Below are 18,773 nucleotides of genomic sequence, written 5' to 3'. Positions count from 1 at the left end.
TGAGTGCGGTGGCGCGCCGACGGTCCTGAGGATCCGGCGGACGGCCGTAAAAAGGCGGGAGCCGGGAGCGGACAGCGCTTACTCTCGGTATATGGCTTCTGAGGCTGAGGTTCCGGGCGGCGGGACGGTACGGGTCGATAGCTGGATCTGGTCCGTACGGCTCACCAAGACACGCTCCCAGGCGGCCGCGGCCTGCCGTGCGGGCCATGTCCGTATCAACGGAGACCGGGTCAAGCCCGCGCACGCGGTCAAGCAGGGCGACGAGGTGCGTCTGCGGCACGCCGGCCGGGACCGGATCGTGGTGGTCTCGCGCATCGTGCGGAAGCGGGTGGGCGCGCCGGTGGCGGTGGAGTGCTATGTGGACAACAGTCCGCCGCCACCGCCGAAGGAGTTCACGGTTCCGATCGCGATCCGCGACCGAGGAGCCGGCCGGCCGACCAAGCGCGACCGCCGGGACCTGGACCGGCTGCAGGGCTTCTGAAGCGCTCGCCGCACCGTCCTGGATCTTGCTCTCCAACGTCGCGAAGAGCGCCGTTCGATCAGTTGTGGGTAAAGCGCATCCCAACCGATACCTGTGAATGTCTGAGTGCGACCAAGAAATGCGCCGGATTGCCCAGTTGTAGGGATGTTGGATTCGTCACCGCCGTCGTCCTGGCTTGAATTAAACGGATAGTGTGAGCGGTCCGGTGGACCCGGCCGTCAGGCCGTGCACGCCGGACGTTGACCGCGCGCCTTTGAAGAGGGGGACAAGGCGCCGCGTGGCCCCGACGGAGGATGTAAACAACCGTGGACGCGCAAGGCCGTGGGCGGGCGGACGATATCGATCCCGCAGACCAGTGGGTACTGAACCCGCATACCGGTGACTACGAACTGCGACTGGACGCATCCGCAGGGCAGTCGCCCGTTCCAGCACCTCGGAGATCGAGGCCGAGGCCGGAAAGGCCGCAGCCGGATTCGTCCGGACAGGCCCCGAAACAGGGCCCGCCGAGACAGGGCTCGTCCCGTACCGAGCGGCCGGTTCCCGGCCAGCGCGGGCGCCGCGCCCAGGAGAGCAAGGCGCCGGCCGGCCGACGCCTCGCCAAGAAGAAGCCCAAGAAGCGGAAGGCGCTGGTGTGGACCGGCGGCGTGATGGCCTTCCTCCTGGTGGGCGTCTCTCTCGGCGGATACCTCTACTACCGGCATCTCAACGGCAACATCACCACGTACGACGTGGGCACGGGCAACAAGGACGTCGTCAAGGACGGCCCGATCAACATCCTGATCATCGGCACCGACAAGCGCACCGGTGCGGGCAACGAGGGCTACGGCGACAAGGGCAGTGTCGGCCACGCGGACACCAACATCCTGGTGCATGTGTCCAAGGACCGTACGAACGCGACCGCGCTGAGCATTCCGCGTGACCTGATGACGGACATACCCGACTGTCCGACGAAGCAGCCCGACGGTTCCACCAAGGTCATACCGGGCACGTCGAACGTCCGCTTCAACACCAGCCTCGGCCAGGACGGCCGCGACCCGGGCTGCACGATGCGTACCGTCTCCGAGCTGACCGGACTGAAGGTCGACCACTTCATGATGGCCGACTTCAACGCCGTCAAGACACTGACCACGGCCGTGGACGGCGTGGAAGTCTGTCTCGCCAAGGACGTGGACGACCCCGACTCGCATCTCAAGCTGCCGGCGGGCGAGCACACGCTCCAGGGCGAGCAGGCGCTGGCCTTCGTACGGACCCGGCACAGCTTCGGCAACGAAGGCGACCTCGACCGCATCAAGGTGCAGCAGCAGTTCCTGGCCTCGCTGATGCGGAAGATGCAGTCCTCCGGGACGCTGACCAGCCCGACCAAGGTGCTCGGCCTCGCGGAGGCGGCCACCAAGGCCCTCACGGTCGACTCGGGCATCGGGTCGATCAGCAAGCTCCAGTCGCTGGCGATGGAGCTCAAGGACGTCGACCCGAAGAACATCACCTTCACCACTCTGCCCGTCGACGACAATCCGGCGGAGACGGTGCGGGCGACGGTCGTCGTCAAGGAGTCCCAGGCCGAGCCGCTGTTCGCGATGATGCGGGACGACATATCGCTGACCGAGGTGAAGAAGAAGGCGGCGGCCGAGGAGAGCGCCAAGCTCAAGGGGCCCAAGGCCGATCCCGCCGACGTACGGGTCAGCGTCTACAACGGCAGTGGTGTCCAGGGCGCGGCTCAGACGACTCTCACCTGGCTGCAGAACACCGAGGGCGTGCTCAAGTCGAGCCAGCTCGGCAACGCCGACGAGGATCTGGCCAAGACGACGCTGGAATACGCGCCCAACCAGGCCGACCAGGCGCGTCGACTCGCCGAGATCATGGGCCTGTCCGCCGCCGCGCTGAAGGAGGGCACGGAGGACGCGGGCGAGATGGATCCGATGACACTGACGCTCGGCGCCGACTTCAAGGGCGCCGGGATACCGCTCACCGCTCCGACAAAGGCGCCGGAGTTGATCCAGAGGGTCGAAGCGGACAAGGCCGTGTGCGCCAAGTAAGACATTCGCGCCCGCCCTCCCTGCCATGCGCGGGGAGGGCGGGCGCGGTCCGGGGTGGGGCGGGAGGGGCAGCAATGAGGCAGAGCAGCACGCACGCGGAGGGCACGCGAAGACGCGTCCGGCACGCCGGTGAGCTCGGCTGGGACGACAGCCTGTACGAGGGCGCCGAAGGCGGTGAGGCCGGCGAGGACGGCGGAGACGGCGAAGGCGGAGACCGGCCGCCGCGCGGTCGCGACGGCCGGGGCGGCGCTCCGCGCGCGCGGCGCGGCAAACGCCGGATACTCCGCTGGTCGGCCACGGCGCTGGCGGTGCTGGTCCTCGGCACGGCCGGGGCCGGATACCTCTACTACGAGCACCTCAACGCCAACATCAAGAAGGCCGACCTCAACCTCGGTGACCACAAGGCCGCCAAGCCGACGCCGAACGCGGCCGGCCAGACGCCGCTGAACATTCTGCTGGTCGGATCCGACGCGCGGGACTCCAAGGAGAACCAGGCGCTGGGCGGCGCCAAGGAGACCTTCGGCGCGCCGCCGCTGGCGGACGTGCAGATGCTGCTGCATCTCTCCGCCGACCGCCGCAATATGTCGGTGGTCAGCATCCCGCGCGACACGCTGATGAAGATCCCGAAGTGCACCGATCCGGACACCGGCAAGGTGTATCAGGCGACCGCGCTTCCGATGATGACGAACGAGAGCCTCGGACGGGGCGGGCCCGGCTGCACGGTGGCCGCCTGGGAAGAGCTGACCGGTATTCACATCGACCATTTCATGCTGGTCGACTTCGCCGGAGTGGTCTCCATGGCCGACGCGATAGGCGGCGTACCGGTCTGTGTGGACGCCAACGTCTACTCGCACTCGTCGGACGGCAAGGGCTCCGGCCTCAGGCTGGCCAAGGGAACACATCCGGTCAAGGGCGAGCAGGCCCTCCAGTGGCTGCGGACGCGCTACGGCTTCGAGGACAACACCGACATAGGCCGGACCAAAGCCCAGCACATGTATATGAACTCGATGGTGCGTGAGCTGCGTGAGAACGCCACTCTGGGCAATCCGCAGAAGCTGCGGAGTCTCGCCGAGGAGGCCACCGCGGCGCTGACGGTCGATCCTGGTCTGGACACCGTGAAGAAGCTCTACGACCTCAGCAACGAGCTGAAGAAGGTGCCGACCGAGCGCATCACCATGACCACCATGCCGTGGCAGTGGGCCGTGTCCGACCGCAACCGTGTGGAGCCCAAGCCGGAGGACGCCGAGAAGCTCTTCCGGCTGGTCCGCGAGGACATCGCGCTGGACGGCAAGGACAAGAAGAAGGCGAGCGGCGCCGAGAAGACGCCGGACGATCCGGCGGCGGCCGACGAGGAGATCGCCGTCCAGGTGCGCAACGGTACGCGGACCGACTCGCTGGCGCCGGTGAGCAGCCGCGCGAGCGGTGTCGCGCAGGTCCTCGCCGGCAAGGGATTCACCAGCGCGACGGCGGAACCGGGAGCGGCGTCGGCGCAGCCGAAGACCGTCGTCCGCTATCCGAGCGCGGACATGGAGGGTGATGCCTGGGCGGTCGCCAAGGCCCTGGGCATCCCGACGAGTTCGGTGCAGCGGTCGACGGAGGTCTCCGGAGTGACGCTGGTGGTGGGCGGCGACTGGCGCGAGGGTGACATGTATCCGAAGGCCAAGGCCGAGGACGACAAGATCCCGGAGTCGGCCGACGCTCTCAACGGCTCGAACAAGAAGGCGTGCATGCGGGTCAACCCGGCCTTCACCTGGTAGTCGCGGAAGCGAGCGCGGCGGGCGCCGCGCGGTGCGTGAGGCCCGGCCCGGACGGCTGTCCGGGCCGGCGACTTCACATTGCCCGACAAACACAGCGCGGGTCCGTCAAGGCACCTCACGCTCACGGGACTTGCCGGTGGGACGTGCCGAAATATCACTCAGGGATGATGTTTATTCTGGTCCATCTGGCCGCTGGAGGGCCACAGTTGGGTCGTTCGTAAAAATCTCTGCCATCTTCGCGCGCCGGTGTACGCGTCCCGTCCATGGACAACGCCCTTTGCCGCAGGCGGTGTTGTGGGATCCGGCCGATCACCGGCCGCGAACGCGTACGGTCACCTCTGCTGTACGGAAAGTAAAATGCCGTGCCGCAGGGAAGGTCCTTCCCATGAACCACGACGGTGAACGGCGCGACCAGCGCGACCAGTACGACCAGTACGCCCGGTACGAGCAGCATGTGACCTTCCGGCTGCCCAGTCATCCGCGCAGTGTGGGCCGCGCCCGTGAGGCGCTCGACACCACTATCGACCTGCCGGAAGAGCCCGCCGCGACCGCCGCTCTCCTGCTGTCGGAGCTTGTCACCAACGCGCTGCGCCACGGCAGCCCGCCCGGCCGGGAGATCTCCGTCAGCCTGCGCCGGTCGGACGGGCTGCTCAAAATGGAGGTCGAGGACGCGGGTGACTTCCTGCCACGGCCGCGCACGCCCGGCGTCGACGACGAGTGCGGGCGAGGGCTCGCGCTGATCGTGGCGCTCGCCGACGACTGGGGTGTCGCTCCTCGGCAGGGGCCGGGCAAGCGGGTCTGGGTGACTCTCAAAGTGTCCGGTCCCTGAGGCCGGACCGCCGCTGCGGAGAGGCGATCGCACACGCCGCCCGCACCTCCTGGCGCAGCGGACCCAGTACGTCGTTCTCCTCACCGGCCGGCTCCAGCCGCACACCGACAAGGACTTCGCTCGACCGCATGGCGCCGGCCAGTTCCCTCAGCCGGCGCTCGACAGCGGCGGTCTCCGCCGGAGCGGGCGGCGGCGCGCCCTGGTCGACGCGGACGCGGGCCGCCGTCGTCGCGTCGGCGACGCGCTCCACCGCGACGACCAGCGGCCACCAGGCCGCCGCCCGCGCTCCGGTGGGCGGAGGCTCGGTCAGAGCACGCTGGAATTCGGCGCGGACGGCCGACAGGTCGCGGTAGAGCCGGCGGCGTCTGCGCACCCGGTCGCCTTCCTCGGCGGTCCCGAACGTGCTGCGCACATACTCCGCCGCGTCCTCGACCGCGTCCGCCAGCCGGTCGCCGATCCGGGTGTGCCAGCTCTCGGGCCACAGCAGATAGCCCGCGACCAGCACGATCGCGCAGCCGATCACGCTGTCGACGAGCCGAGGGAGGATCAGGTCCGGACCCTGGTGGTTGAGGATGTCGGTGAGCAGCAGGATCACCGGTGTGAGCGCCGCGGTCTGGAAGGCGTAGCCCTTCGCGGACACCGCCGGCACAAGCGGAGCGAGGAGCATCATGACCGGCACGTCCCACCAGCCGGGCGGCACCTCCGTCAGGACCGCCGCGGCGACGACCAGACCCGCGGCGGTGCCCAGCGCCCGCAGCACGGCCCGTGAGAAGACCGAGCCGAAGTCCGGTTTGAGGACGAAGGTGACCGTGAGAGTGATCCAGTACGAGCGCTCCACCGTGATCAGCGACACCAGCGCCTGCGCGATTCCGATGCAGAGCGCGAGGCGCAGCCCGTACCGCCAGGAAGCCCTGGAGAGCACGATGTCGCGGGCCGCGTTACGGACGCGGACGCGCAACGGCGAGGGACGGCCGAGCCGGTCGCCGGCGTTGTGCGGATCGGGTCCGGCCGCGCGCACCACGGTCGCGACATGGCGCAGCGCGGCGTCGACGGCGTGTTCGGAAGGAGTGCGGGGCGCGGGCAGTCGAAGGGCCGGACCGCCGGTACTGCCTTCGGCGACGGCGTCCGCCAACTCCCGTACGGCGGCCGGGAACGCGGCGGGCAGCGGTCCGCCGTGGAGATGGGCGGCGGGCGCGGACTCGATGAGCGGGACGAGCACATTGAGCTGCGCGACCAGCCGTACGAGAGGACCGCGCCGGCCGTGGTCGCGGGCGCGGCGCGCGAGGACGACGTCGTACGCCTCGTTCAGGGACTGGGTCAGGGCCAGCCGTTTGCTGTCGTAGTCCGTGCCGCCGGCCGCCTCCAGCAGATCGGCCAGCGCGCGGTAGGTCCCGGCGACGGCGGCCCGTTCCTTCGCTCTGCCGCGCAGCGGCCAGGCCATCAGCGACAGGACGAGGACGAACAGCCCGCCGGCGGCGAGCAGCAGCGGAGCTTTCCACCAGGGACCCGGCAGCGGCAGGCCGGCGCCGAACGCGGCCGTGAGCAGGAGCAGCAGTCCGGACGACGAGGCCACCGCGCCGATCGAGGAGATCATCCCGGAGACGAGCGCGACCAGCGTCAGGATCCCGACGGCGACCCAGCCGTGTCCGTAGACGAGTGTGCCGAGCGTGATACCGATGACGCCGAAGAGCTGAGGCACCGCGATGGTGATCAGCCGCATCCGGTACACGTCGGCGGTGTCGCTGATGACACCGAACATCGCGCCGACCGAGACGAGCACGCCGACATCGGGTGCGCCGGCGGCGATGCCGGCCGCCAGTGGCGCCGCCAGAGCGACGGAGGCGCGGCCGGCGGCGGCCCAGGGGACAGGCGCGGGCTTGGGACGCAGACCGGCGAGCAGCCAGTCCGGCGGAGCGAGCCGGCCTGCCCGCCGGGCGCGCTCGCGGCGGCTTCTGTCTCTGCGTTTTCCCATGGGCGCAACTTTCGCTCACATGGCGGGAAAACGTCAGCTCCGGCCGCTGTGATCTGGCGCCTGGCCGCGCCGGCGGGCCTCAGCCCTGGTAGCCCTCGACCTCGCCGGCCGGCCGTACCGCCGCCTCGTCCGGGTTCTCGCCGAACTCGGACTTGGCGCGGCGCTGGCGCAGCAGGTCCCAGCACTGGTCGAGCTGGACTTCGACGGAGCGGAGCCGTTGCTGTTCCTCGGGCGCGAGTCCGAGACTCTGGGTCGAGCGTGCGCGCAGGGCACGCTCCTCGGCGACCAGGGCGCCGATGTTGTCGAGGATCTCGTCGTTGTTGCCGGCGGCGTTCATGGTGGCTGTGGTCTCCTGGGACGTGTCGGCCGGGCCGGATGGGTACGCGGGTGTGGGGACGGCGGCCGGGGCCGTCGTCCCCACACCCGGTGTGCTGTCGTGGGTGTGATCCGCCGGCCGGTCAGGCGACCCGGGACCTGACGTGATCCGTGGTCAGCGCCCAGATCACAAAGGCCGAGAGGGCCATGCCGACGACCGCCCAGACCGGTTGATAGGGCAGATACATGAACTGCGCGATGAGGTTCAGCGCGGCCACCGCGATACCCGCGTAGCGCGCCAACGGGATCCTCATGAGGATCCCCAGGCCCGTGGCGGCGACCAGGATTCCGATGGCGAGATGGATCCAGCCCCACGAGGTCACATTGAAGGCGTAGACATAGCCTGCCGCACTGCTGAGGAAAGCGTCCCTGTTGATGGCGACTATGCCCTGAAGTATGTCCGTGATCCCTGAGACCAGCATGAGGACGCCGGCGAAGAAACTACCGCCTGTCGCCCAGGCGGCCTTCGCCTGCGAGTGCGCGCCGGTGCCCGCGCCGGTGCCGGTACCCATGCCCGTGCCTTCGCCGGTGCCTGTGCCCATGCCCGTATGGGGGGGCCGATGTGCTGTGTTCTGGCTCATATCCTCATGCTGCCCCAAATGGAGCAAAAGGGATATTCGGGCGGCCGGGTCCTGGACGTCGGACGGTCAGGAGAGGCCCGGCAGCCGTGACCCCGCCGGCTCCCGGGCGCGCGCCGGAGGAGCCTGTGGCGGACGCCTCCGCCGGTCACCGAACCAGGCGCCGGCGGCCAGGACGAGGCCCGCGGCCAGCACGGACCAGGACGTCGTACGGAGCGAACCGGTCAGCACGTCGTAGATCGCGCGGGCCGCGGAACGGTCGCTGTCGTTCGGCAGATTGCCCAGGATGGTCCCGCGCGCCATCGCGACGGCGACGGCCAGCACCACCGCGCCGACCGCGGCCGAGAGCCCGACGCCGATCAGCGCGTAGCGGCGGCGGACGGCCAGCAGGACGGCCAGCGCCATGACGCCGACCGTCCCGACGGCCGGCCAGACGCCGGCCTCCAGAAGCCCCTGGACGACATCGCGCCAGACGCCGAGCCCATTGGCTCTGAGCACGGTGATGTCGTCGTGCCGTACGGGAATCCGGTTGGCGAACGGCACCCGGTCCGTGACGAGCTGCATCTTCACCCGCTCCGCGACGGGAGCCAGATCGATGGTCACGGTATTGCCGCCGCCGCTGGTCAGGACCTGTTGCGCCGCGTCGTGGGCGGCGCGGCTGGCGGTCATCCAGGCGGACTTGAAGGCATCGGTGGTGGCGAACGACCGCACGGCCTCCAACAACAGGGCGCGGACCTCGTCCTGGAGCTGGCCCACATGGATCCGCGGCATCACACCGTCGGTGATCCGTTCCGCGACGGCGTTCTGCACGGCGGGATCGGAGGCGAGCGGGGCCATGGTGGAGACGAACCGGTCGGTGTCGCCGATCTCCAGATCGGCCCACGCCGCGATCGCGCTCAGTGGGGTGAGGACCGCCAGCAAGACGATCAACGCCGTGGACAGGTAGGTCCGCACTCCTCCAGCGAACGCGGAGCGGACGGCGGGCGCGAGCGGTGCGCCGCCGACCTGATGAGTCCACGCGGACCTCGCCCGGTTGCCGGGCACGACGGGCGGGTGTGCCCTGGGAGGACGGGGATGCGAGGGAAGGAGTTCCCGGCGATGGCCATTCACGCGCCGACGCGGGCCCGGCACCGCGTCTCTCCGCGCCCACTGGCGCTGCCGATCCTGCTCGGAGTCATCTACGGCGTCTACGCGCAGTTCATCGCGCGCGGCGGCGGAGCCGCCACCTACGGGCAGCTCGCGCTCGCGCTGATCTCCGGCGCCGCCGTGGCCGTGCTGGTCTTCACGCTCGACCGGATCAGGGACGTAATCTCGCGCGAGCTGCGGGCCGCGGCGTACGGGACGCTGGTCGGCGGAGCCATGGGCTTTCTCTACAGCCTCACCGGACACAGCGTCATGCTGTCCTCGGCGATCGGGCTGGCGCTCGGCGTCTCCACCGTCATCGTCGCCTTCTACTTCTTCCACACCAGAGAGCCCTGAGCGGGCCTCTGTCCGGTCGGCGCGTCCGACGGCCGTTCGCGGCCGGTGACTCTCACCACGTGGAGTCACCGGCCGTGCTGTGCTTGACCTTCCTCCCCCGGGAAGCCCCAGCATCAGTGGGGCCGGGCGAGGCGCCCGGCATGAGGAGGGGAAGCATGGGTTCGCTGACGATCGGTGCCTTCGCCCGTGCGTCCAGGCTGTCCGCGAAGGCGCTGCGCCGCTACGACGAACTGGGACTGCTGCGGCCGGCTCGTGTCGACACGTACACCGGATACCGGTACTACGACGAGACACAGCTTGAGCGGGCCCGGCTGGTGGCCTGGCTGCGCCGGATCGGGATGCCGCTGGCCCGTATCCGGGACGTGTGCGATCTCCACGAGACGGACGCGGCCGCGGCCGGCCGGGACATCCGGGCGTACTGGGCGCGAGTGGAGGCCGAGACGGCCGTCCGCCGGGACCTGGCGACCTTCCTCGTCGACCACTTGTCGGGAGATCCGGCAGGAAAGGACGTCGTCATGTCATCCGGTCCGAACACTCCGCACACCGCGTCTCCGGTCCCGCCTCTCGCGATCCGTTACGCGGCCCGGTCGGACCCTGGCCTGGTCAGGGAGATCAACCAGGACGCGGCGTACGCCGGTCCACGGCTGCTCGCCGTCGCGGACGGCTTCGGCGGTGACGGTGCGCCCGCCAGTGCGGCGGCGATTGAGGCGCTGAGGTCGCTCGCGGACTCGGGAGCGGGCTCGCTGCCGAGCGGTGAACTGCTCAACGCTCTCGCGGAGTCGGTGGAAGGAGCGAACCGGACGGTCAACGCTCTGGCCGGTTCCGGTACGACCCTTACTGCCATGATGTGGACCGGCTCACGGCTGGCATTGGTCCATATCGGCGACACCCGCGCCTATCTCTCGCGCGACGGCGAGTTCTTCCAGATCACGCACGACCACTCGGTGGTGCGGTCGATGATCGACGAAGGCACTCTGAGCGAAGAGGAGGCGCTCTCGCATCCGCAGCGGGCGCTGCTGCTCAGGGCGCTGGACGGGAGCGACGGCGCGGCCCGGCCCGATCTGCGGCTGCATGACGCGCAGGCCGACGACCGCTATCTGCTGTGCTCGGACGGACTGTTCACGGCGGTGTCGGCGGAGGCGGTCCGGGAAGCCGTCGTCACGGCCGACGGGCCGGAGCCGGCGGTCCGCGAGCTGGTCGAGCTGGCCCGGCGCGCGGGCGGGCCGGACAATATCGCCTGTGTCGTGGCCGACGTGGTGGCGCTGTGACGGCGTCCGGCGCGGCGTCACGCCGACGCTCCATCGGGCCCGGGCACGGCGGCTCATCGAGGAGGCGGACGGCCGGCGGCTGATCCCGCGCAGGCCGTCCGCCACGGCCGGCCGTCACGCGATGGTGGTCGGCCGGTGGCGTGACGGGCGGGCCCGGCGGTGGGCCGGGGCCCACCGTCCCGGCCGCTGTCAGGCCTCGGTGACCTCGCCGCGGACGACGACCACCGGGCACTTCGCGTGCTGGGTGACATGCAGGCTCACGGAGCCCAGCAGCGCCGCGGCGAAGCCGCTGTGGCCGCGGTCACCGACCACCAGCAGAGCGGCGCCCTCGGAGCGCTCCGTCAGCACCTGGGCGGCGTGACCCGAGAGGACCAGGCGCTCCACCGACGCCGCGACGTCCGGAGCCAGGTTCTTGTCGAGGGCCTCGTCCAGGATCTGCCGCGCGAGCTGCTCCGGGTCGAACTCCGCCGGCACGCCCGGCGTCATTCCCGCCCAGCCCACCGTCGGGTACTCCCAGCCGATGACGGCCGTGAGCTGGTCTCCGGTGAGCTTCGCCTGCTGTACGGCCCAGCGCAGGGCCTTCAGCGAAGGCTCCGAGCCGTCGACACCGACCACGATCTTGTTACTCATGACGCTCCAACCGATCGATCATCTTTTATACCTCCGAGCAAACCTACGCGAGGTCCCCGAGAAGCTGCTCGAAGGGCACCACTTCGTCCATCTCCGCCGAGTTCGGTCCCTTAGCGGTGGCCATCGGGTTGCGTCCGGCCAGCAGCCGGGCGAACTCTCCGCCGGCGCGGTCGATCCGCGCGGCCAGTCCGCCGGCGTAGTTGTCCGCGCCCGCGCCCCAGTCGTCGGTGGCGGCGAAGACCGCGGTCGGCAGGATCAGTGTGTGCAGATAGGAGAAGAGAGGCCGCAGCGCGTGCTCCAGGACGAGCGAGTGGCGTGAGGTGCCACCGGTCGCGCCGAGCAGTACGGGCATGCCGCTGAGCTCGTCCGGTTCGATCAGGTCGAAGAACGACTTGAACAGTCCGCTGTAGGAGGCCGCGAAGACCGGTGTCACGACGATCAGACCGTCCGCGCCGGTCACCGCCTCCCGCGTCTCGCGCAGCGCGGGCGACGGGAAGCCGGCGACCAGATTGTTGGCGATGTCGACCGCCAGATCGCGCAGTTCGACGACTCTGATCTCCACCGGGCGTTCGCCGGCGGTCAGTTCACGGGCGGTCGCCTCCGTGAGCCGGTCCGCCAGCAGACGCGTCGAGGACGGCTTGCTCAGTCCCGCCGAGACGGCGACGAGCTTCAACGGCTCCATGGTCAGACCTCCTTCGGTTCCGTGCTGTCGCCGGTCGTGGCGGAATCGGCCGTGGCCGTGCCGCCGGTGGCCGCGACGGCCGGGTGGAGCGGAGCGTCCGGGACGTCGGTCGGCCGGCCGGCCGCGAACTCCTTGCGCAGCACCGGTACGACCTCCTCACCGAGCAGGTCGAGCTGCTCCAGGACCGTCTTCAGCGGCAGTCCGGCGTGGTCCATCAGGAAGAGCTGGCGCTGGTAGTCACCGAATGCCTCCCTGAACTCCATGGTCTTGTCGATGACCTGCTGCGGGCTGCCGACGACCAGCGGGGTCTGGTCGGTGAACTCCTCCAGCGAGGGCCCGTGCCCGTACACCGGCGCGTTGTCGAAGTACGGACGGAACTCCCGTACGGCGTCCTGCGAGTTCTTCCGGATGAACGCCTGGCCGCCGAGACCGACGATCGCCTGCTCCGGTGTGCCGTGTCCGTAGTGCGCGTACCGCTGGCGGTAGAGGCGGATCAGCTTCTGGAAGTGCTGCTTGGGCCAGAAGATGTTGTTGGCGAAGAAGCCGTCGCCGTAGTACGCGGCCTGCTCGGCGATCTCGGGAGAGCGGATCGAGCCGTGCCAGACGAACGGCGGAGTGCCGTCGAGCGGCCGGGGCGTGGAGGTGAAGCCCTGGAGCGGCGTACGGAACTTGCCTTCCCAGTCGACGACGTCCTCGCTCCAGAGCTTGCGCAGCAGCGCGTACTTCTCGATGGCGAGCGGGATGCCCTGGCGGATGTCCTCGCCGAACCACGGATAGACCGGTCCGGTGTTGCCACGGCCCATCATCAGGTCGACGCGACCGTTGGCGAGATGCTGGAGCATCGCGTAGTCCTCCGCGATCTTCACCGGGTCGTTGGTGGTGATCAGCGTGGTCGAGGTGGAGAGGATCAGCCGCTCGGTGGTCGCCGCGATATAGCCGAGCATCGTGGTCGGCGAGGAAGGGACGAAGGGCGGGTTGTGGTGCTCGCCTGTGGCGAAGACATCCAGTCCGACCTCTTCGGCCTTCTGCGCGATCGCCACCATCGCCTTGATCCGCTCGTGCTCGGTCGGCGTACGTCCGGTGGTCGGGTCGGTCGTTACGTCGCCGACTGTGAAGATCCCGAACTGCATCGCGCTCACCTCTCCAATGGTTGAAGTTTCAACTGGCCACTGTAACGACCATCCCTCAGTCTCTATTCCAGCGCTGTCCCCAGCGTGAGCAGCCACTGTGCGGTGAGCGCACAGATGTCCCGGAGCGGGCCGGCCGTCACGGAACGCCGCCCGGCGGTGACGGAAGCCGCACAGGCGAAGACCCTCGACCGGGACTCGCGGTTCCGGTCGAGGGCCTGGTGGACCAAGGCGTGTCAGGGACCTCGCGCGCGCCTTCGTATGGCCCGCGCGCCTTCGTGCGGCCGGTGGACAACGGGCGGCGGAGCCGTCCCCGTACGCTGGGCGAAGCCGTCCGGACGCCTGCCGGACCCGCGCCGGCCCGAGTGGAGGCTCCTGGTGAGTGAGAGCGAGAGCTGGAAGGAGCGCGGAGTCGCCCTCCGGGTCTTCGTCTATATCTTCGCGACCCATATCTTCGCCGGATTCATCTGGCTGCTCTTCTATGTGGGCGAGCACGCACAGAAATGACCACGCCGTGCCGACGGGCACGCGTGGAAAGGGCCTCGCTCCGGCGGTGAGATCAGATCTCGTCGTCGTGCGGCTCGGCCGAGATCCGGCGCGGACAGTGGTGAGCGGGCAGGTCGGCCGCGCAGTCGGTGTCCACGGTGAGATGCAGTCGGGTGCCGCCACGCACCGGGTCGGCGGGATAGGTGCGCGGCTCGCTGGCGGCGAAGACGGTGCGCAGGACATCCGCGATGAGCTGCGCCGTCTCCGGTGACTCCGCGATGACACGTACCTCCGCGAGACCGGGCGCCGGCAGATTCCGGGCCGGCAGGCCGGCCTGCGGCCGACGGCGGGATCTGGGCCTGGCGCCGTTCATCAGGTCGCCGCTCACCGGCGGGTCCGGACATCCGGCGTAGCGCGTCATCAGCGATCACCCCACCCGCCGCGCGCCGGTCCCGGCGCCGGGATCCGTGCGCGTCGACCCCGTGTCCGCGGGTGTCGCGGCTCCGGCCGGACGTTCTCCGTGGCCCCGGCCCCGGCCACGGATCCGCTGGTGCTGGCGGAAGTGGCCACGGCCCCAGGTCCGGTGATCGTGTGGCTCGCCGGTGTCCTGATATCCGCCGCCCGGGGCCAGCCGGTTCCGCGGGTCCCACAGGGCCCGGCCGTATGTATAGGTGGCCATGCGCCGCCGGTGCTGCCCGTTGATCACATGGATCAAGATGACACCCACCGCGATCATGCCCAGGATCACCACCACACTGATCCAACCGGTCATGAGGCCCTCGCCTCCTCCTTCTGCTCCGTCCTGATCGGCTTGTCGGCGTCCTCCGCCGGTGTCTCCCGTGCCAGCAGCGCGCTCGCGGTCAGCCGGTTGTCCGGGGCGGCGGCGGCCGTCATCAGCCGGGCCGCCGCCGTCGCCGACGTCTCCGGCGGAATCACCAGCAGGTCCCAGCGGCCCACCGAGTAGGAGCGCAGGATGATCATGTCCGGGTCCTGTTCGGCCGCGAACCAGCCGATGTGCAGGGCCCGCTCCGGCAGTTGGATCGTGCGCGGGACGACCGGCCAGTGCGTCGGATTCACCAGGACACGCGTGATCCGGCCCCACGGCCCGTCCATGGCCACCGCGAGCGCCGGGAGTTCCCGCGCCAGGTCACGGGAGCGCGGCCACCAGGCTCCGTCGAGCGCACCCGTGCTGTGACCGCCCGGCGCGAGAAACAGTCTGGCCAGCGCGTCCTCCCCGGGCTGTTCGGAGACCGTGTCCGCGTCCGGGGTGCTGGGGGTGGGGAAATCAAGATCGGCCGTCATAAGACTGACCCGCCTCCGGGAGCGCGATGACCACCCGGGTGTCGTGAGAAGCCGGGAACGACACCGGCGTGGAAGCGGGTGTGCGAAATGCCCTCGGTGTTCTCAGCGTACTCCCGCTTCGCCGCACGGGCCCTGGTGTCCGGCCGCGCCTCCGAGGCCGCCGCGCCTGTCCTCCGCCGGTTCCGCGAGCTCGCTCCGGGCTCATCGCGTACGGCCACGGCCGCGCCGTACTCCGCCGGAAGCTGGGCGCTGTCCGGAAATGATCTGTCCGTGTTCGACCAGGTTGGCATCCTCCCGACGAACCATTAGGTTAGGCTCGCCTAAGTCACTGGCCGGATATGTCGAGTTTCGGCCGTTCCATCCCTCTGGGGGTCCATGCGACACCGAACGCCGCGACGGCGACCGTGACCGCCTTTCCGGCGCGTCCGCGCAGATCCGTCTGACGCGCGCGCGTTTCCGGAGTCGTCGAGGCGCTCGCTCCGCACATCGACCGCGCCGGCCGGATCGCCGTCGCCGAGGCCGCCACCGCACAGGTCACGCTCCGGCTGAATCCGGCCGGATCCCGGTCACCGGCGCGGTCTCCCACGGCCGGGACGTCGCCGCGCTCCTTCCTCGGCCACCGCGTCGCCGAGCGCCTGCCGCTCTGAGCCTCCCTCTCTCATACTCCGGAGCCGTTCCATGACCGTGCCCTCCGTCGCCCTGCCCGCGAACGGGCGGACCGCCGATCCGGCCGACGCCCTCCCGCGCACCTCCGCCACGGCGGACGCCATCCTGCGGCGGCAGCGCGCCAGGGAGTCCTCGGCACGCACCTACGCCCGTTCGTTCCCGATCGTCCCGGTCCGCGCCAAAGGCATGACGATCGAGGGATCCGACGGCCGCCGCTATCTCGACTGCCTCTCCGGCGCGGGGACGCTCGCTCTCGGCCACAACCATCCCGTCGTGCTGGAGGCCGTCCGCCGCACGATGGACAGCGGTGCGCCGCTGCATGTGCTCGACCTGGCGACGCCGGAGAAGGACGACTTCACCGACGCGCTCTTCGCCACGCTGCCGACGGCCTTCGCCGACCGCGCCAGGATCCACTTCTGCGGTCCCGCCGGCACCGACGCCGTCGAGGCCGCGCTCAAGCTGATGCGGACCGCGACCGGACGGCGCGGCACGCTCGCGTTCACCGGCGCGTACCACGGCATGACCGCCGGAGCGCTGGCCGCCACCGGCAACGTCGCGGTGAAGGAGCCGGTCGCCGACGGCGCGTCCGAGGTGACGCGGCTGCCGTATCCGTATCCGTACCGCTGCCCGTTCGGCGTCGGCGGCGAGCGTGGCGCCGAGCTGTCCGCCACCTATACCGAGCGGCTGCTCGACGATCCGTCGGGCGGTGTCGTGCGGCCCGCCGCGATGATCCTCGAAGCGGTGCAGGGCGAGGGCGGCGCGGTCCCGGCGCCGGACGGCTGGCTGCGCGAGATGCGGCGGATCACGAGCGAGCGGGACATCCCGCTGATCGTCGACGAGGTGCAGACGGGTGTCGGGCGCACCGGTGCGTTCTGGGCGGTCGAGCACAGCGGGATCGTGCCGGACGCGATGGTGATGTCGAAGGCGATCGGCGGGAGCCTGCCGCTGGCGGTGATCGTGTACGACCAGGACTACGACGGCTGGCTGCCCGGTGCCCATACGGGCACGTTCCGCGGCAACACGCTGGCGATGGCCACCGGCGCGGCGACGCTGCGACATGTGGCCCGCGAGGGTCTGGCCGGGCGCGCGGCGGAGGTCGGCGCGCGGATGACGGCGCGTCTGGAGGCGCTGCGCCGGGAGCTGCCGGTGATCGGCGATGTCCGTGGCCGCGGCCTGATGATCGGTGTCGAACTGGTCGACGCCGAGGGCCCGGTGGACTCCTGCGGCGCGCGCCCGGTCGCTCCGGAGCTGGCGGACCGGGTCCGCTCGGCCGCTCTCGACCGTGGTCTGATCGTCGAACTCGGCGGCCGTTTCGACGCCACGCTCCGCCTCCTTCCGCCGCTGACCATCACGGACGAACAGGCGGAGGCGGTGCTGGACCGGCTGGCGGACGCCATCACCGAGGCGTCGAAGGCCGGACGAAACGTATGACGGAGGAGCTGGTCGCGGCGGTGGACGAGATACGGCAGGACACAACCACGGCCGGGCCGGGGCCGGTCGCCGGTGCGCGGGCCGCCGCGCTGTCGGGCGGGACCGGCGGGCCGCGGAGCCTGGAGCCTCTCCTCAGCACCGTGCTGGACGCACTCGCCGAAGGCGCCCGGCGGCGCGGCGGGCCCATCGCCGCCGGGCAGCCGGAAGAGATCGCGGCGGCGGTCGCGGCAGAGTTCGCCGGGGCGGGCGCCGATCCGGGCGCGTCCGCGCTGGAGCGGCTCACCGAGCTGCTCGCCCATGGCAGCGCCGACCCGGCCGAGGCGTCCTGCGCGGCCCATCTGCACTGTCCGCCGCTGGCCGTCGCCGTCGCCGCGGATCTCGCGGTCTCCGCGCTCAATCCGTCCCAGGACTCCTGGGACCAGGCTCCCGCCGCCACCGCACTGGAGACCCTGCTGCTCCAGGAGCTGGCCGCGCTCGTCGGCTACGATCCCGGACGCGCGGCCGGAGTGCTCACCTCCGGCGGTACGGAGTCCAATCTGATGGGTCTGATGCTGGCGAGAGACCGGATCCTCGGCGCGGCGGCCGGCCGGCGGATCGAGCTGACAGGGCTGCCGGACGCCGGGCCCGGCCGCCGGCCGCGCGTCCTTGTCTCCGCCGCCGCGCACTTCTCCGTACAGCGCGCCGCCGCTCTTCTCGGGCTCGGCGAGGACGCGGTGCTGCCGGTGCGGGTCGACCGTGAACTCCGCATGGACACCGAGGCGCTGGCCGCCGCGCTGGACGGCTGCGCCGGGCGCGGCGAGCTGCCGGTCGCCGTCGTCGCCACCGCCGGTACCACCGACACCGGCGCGATCGACCCGCTCCGCGACTGCGCGGCGCTCGCCGCCGACTACGGCGCCTGGCTGCATGTGGACGCCGCCTACGGCGGCGGCGCGCTGCTGTCCGACCGTCTCGCGCCGCTCCTGGACGGCCTCGGACTCGCCGACTCCGTCTCGCTCGACTTTCACAAGCTCGGCTGGCAGCCGGCGGCCGCCGGGATCTTCCTGGTGCGCCGGTCCGAGACCTACGCCTCGCTCACCCGGCGCGCGGCCTATCTGAATCCGCCGGACGACGAGGAGGCCGGCTATCCCAGCCTGCTCGGTCTGTCGCTGCGGACGACGCGCCGCGCCGACGCCTTCAAGATCGCGGTCACGCTGCGGACGCTCGGCCGGGAGGGCCTCGGCCGGCTCGTCGACGCCTGCCACGAGCTGGCGGTGTCGGGAGCGCGGACCGTACAGGACCATCCACGGCTCGAACTGCACGGCGAACCGGTGCTGACCGCCTTCCTGTTCCGCTATCTGCCGGCGGACGACACGCGCAGCGACGAGATCAACGCCGCGCTGCGCCGCCGGCTGCTGCGCGAGGGCCGGGCCGTCGTCGGCCGTACGGAACTGCCCGGCGAGGGTCCAGGACGGATACGTCTCAAGCTCACACTGCTCAATCCGCACACCACGGCCGTCGAGGTGGAGCGTCTGCTGCACACGGTCGCGGCGGCCGGCCGCGCGGAGGAGGACGCCCGGTGAATCCGCGTCCGTCCGGCAGCCAGGACCCGCCGCGAACCGGACACCCGGCCGCCGGCCGGGAGACTCCCCACCCGATCCGGCTCCATCGACGTACCCCGACCTTCCATCCCCTCGCGGA

At 70.7% G+C, this 18,773-nt stretch carries 21 protein-coding genes; 10 read left to right on the top strand and 11 right to left on the bottom strand.

The genetic code is table 11. The annotated features are described in order from the left end of the window. Window positions 1–91: 91 nt before the first annotated feature. From PV679_RS06860 to PV679_RS06845, 4 genes are all read left to right on the top strand, one after another. A complete protein-coding gene (locus PV679_RS06860) occupies window positions 92–481 on the top strand; it encodes an RNA-binding S4 domain-containing protein (protein ID WP_319679144.1) in 390 nt (129 codons plus the stop codon). A gap of 305 nt (window positions 482–786) precedes the next feature. After that, window positions 787–2,514 (top strand): LCP family protein, encoded by a 1,728-nt coding sequence (locus tag PV679_RS06855; RefSeq protein WP_319679143.1) that lies wholly within the window; start codon window positions 787–789, stop codon window positions 2,512–2,514. A gap of 74 nt (window positions 2,515–2,588) precedes the next feature. Continuing rightward, window positions 2,589–4,271 carry an LCP family protein gene (locus PV679_RS06850; RefSeq protein WP_319679142.1) on the top strand — a complete coding sequence of 561 codons (1,683 nt, stop codon included), beginning with the start codon at window positions 2,589–2,591 and terminating at the stop codon, window positions 4,269–4,271. A gap of 385 nt (window positions 4,272–4,656) precedes the next feature. After that, window positions 4,657–5,100 carry an ATP-binding protein gene (locus PV679_RS06845; protein WP_319679141.1) on the top strand — a complete coding sequence of 148 codons (444 nt, stop codon included), beginning with the start codon at window positions 4,657–4,659 and terminating at the stop codon, window positions 5,098–5,100. Here the strand turns inward: PV679_RS06845 and PV679_RS06840 are convergent. From PV679_RS06840 to PV679_RS06825, 4 genes are all read right to left on the bottom strand, one after another. Then, on the bottom strand, window positions 5,081–7,072 hold the full coding sequence (locus PV679_RS06840) for an FUSC family protein (RefSeq protein WP_319679140.1): 1,992 nt from the start codon (window positions 7,070–7,072) through the stop codon (window positions 5,081–5,083). The two genes, PV679_RS06845 and PV679_RS06840, sit on opposite strands and share 20 nt — an antisense overlap. A gap of 79 nt (window positions 7,073–7,151) precedes the next feature. After that, window positions 7,152–7,409, bottom strand: coding sequence for a DUF2630 family protein (locus tag PV679_RS06835; RefSeq protein WP_319679139.1), 258 nt, complete (start codon window positions 7,407–7,409; stop codon window positions 7,152–7,154). A 121-nt stretch (window positions 7,410–7,530) separates the two neighbouring features. Further along, on the bottom strand, window positions 7,531–7,989 hold the full coding sequence (locus PV679_RS06830; protein ID WP_319679138.1) for a hypothetical protein: 459 nt from the start codon (window positions 7,987–7,989) through the stop codon (window positions 7,531–7,533). Between the two features lie 105 nt (window positions 7,990–8,094). Beyond that, on the bottom strand, window positions 8,095–8,979 hold the full coding sequence (locus PV679_RS06825; RefSeq protein ID WP_319679137.1) for a hypothetical protein: 885 nt from the start codon (window positions 8,977–8,979) through the stop codon (window positions 8,095–8,097). Between the two features lie 144 nt (window positions 8,980–9,123). On the opposite strand from PV679_RS06825, the gene PV679_RS06820 reads away from it, so the two are divergent. Then, entirely contained in the window at window positions 9,124–9,504 is a 381-nt protein-coding gene (locus PV679_RS06820) for a hypothetical protein (protein WP_319679136.1), read from the top strand. A 155-nt stretch (window positions 9,505–9,659) separates the two neighbouring features. Beyond that, entirely contained in the window at window positions 9,660–10,772 is a 1,113-nt protein-coding gene (locus PV679_RS06815) for a MerR family transcriptional regulator (RefSeq protein WP_319679135.1), read from the top strand. Between the two features lie 189 nt (window positions 10,773–10,961). On the opposite strand, the gene PV679_RS06810 is transcribed toward PV679_RS06815, so the two are convergent. From PV679_RS06810 to PV679_RS06800, 3 genes are read right to left on the bottom strand one after another with little or no spacing between them, the layout of a single operon-like run. Next, on the bottom strand, window positions 10,962–11,402 hold the full coding sequence (locus PV679_RS06810; RefSeq protein ID WP_319679134.1) for a universal stress protein: 441 nt from the start codon (window positions 11,400–11,402) through the stop codon (window positions 10,962–10,964). A gap of 43 nt (window positions 11,403–11,445) precedes the next feature. Further along, window positions 11,446–12,084, bottom strand: a complete 639-nt coding sequence (locus PV679_RS06805; RefSeq protein ID WP_319679133.1) for an FMN reductase — start codon at window positions 12,082–12,084, stop codon at window positions 11,446–11,448. 2 nt (window positions 12,085–12,086) lie between these two features. After that, window positions 12,087–13,214 carry an LLM class flavin-dependent oxidoreductase gene (locus PV679_RS06800; RefSeq protein ID WP_319679239.1) on the bottom strand — a complete coding sequence of 376 codons (1,128 nt, stop codon included), beginning with the start codon at window positions 13,212–13,214 and terminating at the stop codon, window positions 12,087–12,089. A gap of 375 nt (window positions 13,215–13,589) precedes the next feature. Between PV679_RS06800 and PV679_RS06795 the strand changes: the two genes are divergently transcribed. Continuing rightward, a complete protein-coding gene (locus PV679_RS06795) occupies window positions 13,590–13,718 on the top strand; it encodes a DUF6126 family protein (protein ID WP_319679132.1) in 129 nt (42 codons plus the stop codon). Between the two features lie 52 nt (window positions 13,719–13,770). On the opposite strand, the gene PV679_RS06790 is transcribed toward PV679_RS06795, so the two are convergent. Genes PV679_RS06790 through PV679_RS06780 form a run of 3 tightly spaced genes read right to left on the bottom strand, consistent with a single transcriptional unit; the run spans window position 13,771 to window position 14,999 of the window. Then, window positions 13,771–14,118: a hypothetical protein gene (locus PV679_RS06790; protein WP_319679131.1), complete on the bottom strand. Its 348-nt coding sequence runs from the start codon at window positions 14,116–14,118 to the stop codon at window positions 13,771–13,773. A 6-nt stretch (window positions 14,119–14,124) separates the two neighbouring features. Next, entirely contained in the window at window positions 14,125–14,469 is a 345-nt protein-coding gene (locus PV679_RS06785; protein ID WP_319679130.1) for a hypothetical protein, read from the bottom strand. Beyond that, on the bottom strand, window positions 14,466–14,999 hold the full coding sequence (locus tag PV679_RS06780) for a DUF5994 family protein (RefSeq protein WP_319679129.1): 534 nt from the start codon (window positions 14,997–14,999) through the stop codon (window positions 14,466–14,468). The genes PV679_RS06785 and PV679_RS06780 overlap by 4 nt, the downstream gene beginning before the upstream one ends. 96 nt (window positions 15,000–15,095) lie before the next feature. Here PV679_RS06780 and PV679_RS06775 point away from each other — a divergent pair, with 96 nt between their 5' ends. Continuing rightward, window positions 15,096–15,308 (top strand): hypothetical protein, encoded by a 213-nt coding sequence (locus PV679_RS06775; RefSeq protein WP_319679128.1) that lies wholly within the window; start codon window positions 15,096–15,098, stop codon window positions 15,306–15,308. A 16-nt stretch (window positions 15,309–15,324) separates the two neighbouring features. Here the strand turns inward: PV679_RS06775 and PV679_RS06770 are convergent, their stop codons facing one another. After that, window positions 15,325–15,585 carry a hypothetical protein gene (locus PV679_RS06770; RefSeq protein WP_319679127.1) on the bottom strand — a complete coding sequence of 87 codons (261 nt, stop codon included), beginning with the start codon at window positions 15,583–15,585 and terminating at the stop codon, window positions 15,325–15,327. 92 nt (window positions 15,586–15,677) lie between these two features. Here PV679_RS06770 and PV679_RS06765 point away from each other — a divergent pair, with 92 nt between their 5' ends. Continuing rightward, window positions 15,678–17,096 carry a diaminobutyrate--2-oxoglutarate transaminase family protein gene (locus PV679_RS06765; protein WP_319679126.1) on the top strand — a complete coding sequence of 473 codons (1,419 nt, stop codon included), beginning with the start codon at window positions 15,678–15,680 and terminating at the stop codon, window positions 17,094–17,096. Next, window positions 17,093–18,655 (top strand): pyridoxal phosphate-dependent decarboxylase family protein, encoded by a 1,563-nt coding sequence (locus PV679_RS06760; protein ID WP_319679125.1) that lies wholly within the window; start codon window positions 17,093–17,095, stop codon window positions 18,653–18,655. Before PV679_RS06765 ends, PV679_RS06760 begins: the two co-directional genes overlap by 4 nt. Window positions 18,656–18,773 lie beyond the last annotated feature (118 nt).

The organism is Streptomyces sp. AK02-01A (assembly GCF_033795305.1).
Classification (GTDB): Bacteria; Actinomycetota; Actinomycetes; order Streptomycetales; family Streptomycetaceae; genus Streptomyces.
The sequence above is the reverse complement of the archived record's forward strand: the minus strand, read 5'-3'. Positions and strand labels throughout refer to the sequence as shown.